Annotated in this window: 3 protein-coding genes and 1 rRNA gene; all 4 read left to right on the forward strand. The window is 60.8% G+C overall.

All coding sequences use genetic code 11. The annotated features are described in order from the left end of the window. Window positions 1–218: GntR family transcriptional regulator (locus tag EAW56_RS12775; protein ID WP_482764196.1), on the forward strand; the 218-nt coding region annotated here is incomplete at its 5' end. After that, window positions 215–1,042, forward strand: a complete 828-nt coding sequence (locus EAW56_RS11490) for an ATP-binding cassette domain-containing protein (protein WP_122086675.1) — start codon at window positions 215–217, stop codon at window positions 1,040–1,042. The genes EAW56_RS12775 and EAW56_RS11490, both read left to right, overlap by 4 nt. Continuing rightward, window positions 1,039–2,073, forward strand: a complete 1,035-nt coding sequence (locus EAW56_RS11495; RefSeq protein ID WP_122086677.1) for a hypothetical protein — start codon at window positions 1,039–1,041, stop codon at window positions 2,071–2,073. The genes EAW56_RS11490 and EAW56_RS11495 overlap by 4 nt, the downstream gene beginning before the upstream one ends. A 643-nt stretch (window positions 2,074–2,716) precedes the next feature. Beyond that, window positions 2,717–2,841, forward strand: a 16S ribosomal RNA gene (locus EAW56_RS11500); the annotation flags it as partial.

Below are 2,841 nucleotides of genomic sequence, written 5' to 3' on the forward strand. Positions count from 1 at the left end.
GAATCCTCGTCGACGACGGGATCCTGGAAAAGCGCCGCGGGCTCGGCATGTTCGTCACCCCCGACGCGCGCGAGCGGGCCGTGCAGTCGCGCCGCGAGCGCTACGCCGGCGAGTACCTCGCCCCCGCAATCGACGAGGCTGTTCGCCTCGGCTATAACCGCGACACCCTGCACACCCTCATCGACCGCGTCGCAGAAAGTAGAGGAATGTACCAATGATTACCGCAACTCACCTGGAAAAACAGTTCCGGAAGCAGCCGGTGCTCACCGACGTCACCTTCGAGTTGCCCGGCACCGGCATCCACGCCATGCTTGGTCGCAACGGCGTGGGCAAGTCCACCCTGCTCGCCATGATTGCGGGCCAGCTCAAGCCCTCCGGCGGCGAGCTGACAGTGTTCGGCGAGCACCCCTATGACAATGCGAGCGTGATGGATCGCGTCTGTTTTACCGGCGTCGATACTGCGTACCCATCGTCGTGGTCGCTGGCGGACATCGTCGCCGCTGCGGGGAAGCGTTACCCGAACTGGTCGCAGGACATCGCTGACACGCTCATGCGCGACTTTGCCCTCGACGAGCACGCGTCAACCGTGTATGCAAAATGCTCCCGCGGGCAGCGCGCGATGATCGGCATCGTGGTCGGCCTCGCATCCGGCGCCGAGCTCACACTTCTTGACGAGCCCTACGTCGGTCTCGACGTCCACAACACCTCCGTCTTCTACCGCCACCTCCTTGAGCTCGCCGAGTCCCAGCGCTGCTTCATCATGGCCACGCACCACATCGAGGACGCCGCCAAGATCCTGGATTCGGCGCTCGTGCTGGGGCGGCAGGGGAGCGTCGATAAGCATCTGCTCGCTGAGGACGCCGACGGCTACGTCATCGCTAGCGGCGATTTCGATGAGCCCGCCGGGGCCATCGCTTACCGACGCCACGCCTCCGCAGCCCGCGCCATCCTCCCCGCAGCAACCGCCGCTGAACTGGGCCTGCGCGGCCAGGCCGCGGACCTCGGCGACGTGCTCGAGGCGATCCTGGAGGTGCAGGCATGAGCGCAAAGACGCACCTCGACCGCGGGTTCCTCTGGCACCAGTTCAAGGCGGGGCCGTGGATGCGCTTCCTCAGTGTCGGATCGGTGCCGTTCTTCGCGCTCTTCGCCACGGATGGGGCGCAATGGATGATGCTCTTCGGCAGCTTCATGTGCGTGATGACGCTGTCGTGGATCGCCATCCCCGAGCCCAGTGCCTTCAAGGCGCTCGGCATGAACCGCGCGCGCGTCCGCCAGCAGGTCCTCACGCTTGTTGTGCCCTTTGCGGTCGTGGTCTTTGCCGTGTTCAGCCTCATCAACCCGCACCGGGCGGTCATCTCCAGCGCCATTGGTGTGGTCCTCGCTGCAGTGACGTTCCTGGTCTCGGCGCGGCCGTCGGGTGAGCCGGTCGACCTCACTCGCACCGGAGGCATCAGCTTGGCGCGGCGACGCGGCGGCTTCGCGTTCGAAGTCTTCTGGCGCCGCATGTGCGTGTGGGCAGTGCCAGTCGGCGTGATTACGGGCATCCTCTACGCGCTGTGTGCCCGGTCCGCCAGTAGCTGGGTCACCGCAGTGCTCCCCTCTGGCGCGTTGCTCTTCTACTGGGCCTGGGCTGTGGGAAGCGGCTTGTCCTCGGTCGCTACGGCGCAATCTTTCGGCATCACTCGGAAGTCCTGGGTTGTCACATCGGTTAGCGTTGTGGCCGTTGCGTCAGTGCTGGTCACTGGCAGCGCACTTCTTGTGGCAATGCTTATTGACGCCTCCGTGCCCGTCCTCCCACTTCTTCTCCACGGAGTCATTGGCTTCAGCGTGATCCTGCTGGCGAAGGCGGTGGAGACTTGGATGCCATCCTTGGTGTTCTTCATCGTGATCTTCGCGTGGACGTCTACACGCCAAATCATGGACGTCGCCGGCAACCAAGCTGGTGTTGGCACCGACGCGATGCAGGTGGTGCTCGTATTCTGCGGCTTGTGCCTGCTCTCGGCTGCGGTAGGCTTCGCGCTCATGCTTACTGGCCGGCTCGACCCAAAGCGACCGCGCGAAGTCAAGAAGTAAGTAACGTTACGTTCACCCAAACACCGCCCTTACGCTGGGGATTTGTGTTGGTGTTTGGGTGTGTGTAACTTTATGTGAGTCAGCGAGACCGACAACGCCCCGCCAGACAGACTCCGCAAGAGAGTAAAGCTGGTGAGATGGCGGTCAGGAAAACGATCGCTGGCCGACATAAGAAAATATGGACTTCGGTCCGGTTGGGTCAAGGATTTGACTTTCGGATTGTGGTTTATGTAGTGTCGATAAAGTCGCTTTTTACAGCTGCTGGGCGATTTGCCTGGTGGTGGGTAAGTGTGCGTGTGTTGTTTGAGAACTCGATAGTGTGCCAATGTACTTTTGTTTGTGGATTGGTTGCGTGCCTGTGTTGTGCTGGCTGCACGTTTTGTGTGGTTGGTGTGTGCCGGTGGCGCTGCTTGTGAACCTCTAGTTGCAGGTGGTGTTTGCTGGTTATGGTGCGTGATTTGATTCGCGTTTTGTAACTATATTTTTTGTTGTGTCGGCCTGTTTTTGCCCCGTCGGGTTGGGTCGGCACGTGAAGGTAATTTGAGGATTTGCCAGTCCTGCACTGCATTTGGTTGTGGTGTGGGTTGGTTTGTTTTTGGTTAGGTTTGGGCTTTTCACGGCCTTTGTTTCTTGCTGAAACTTTTTTGTGGAGAGTTTGATCCTGGCTCAGGATGAACGCTGGCGGCGTGCTTAACACATGCAAGTCGAACGGAAAGGCCCTGCTTGCAGGGTACTCGAGTGGCGAACGGGTGAGTAACACGTGGGTGA

It is taken from the genome of Corynebacterium gottingense, from assembly GCF_003693265.1.
GTDB lineage: Bacteria > Actinomycetota > Actinomycetes > Mycobacteriales > Mycobacteriaceae > Corynebacterium > Corynebacterium gottingense.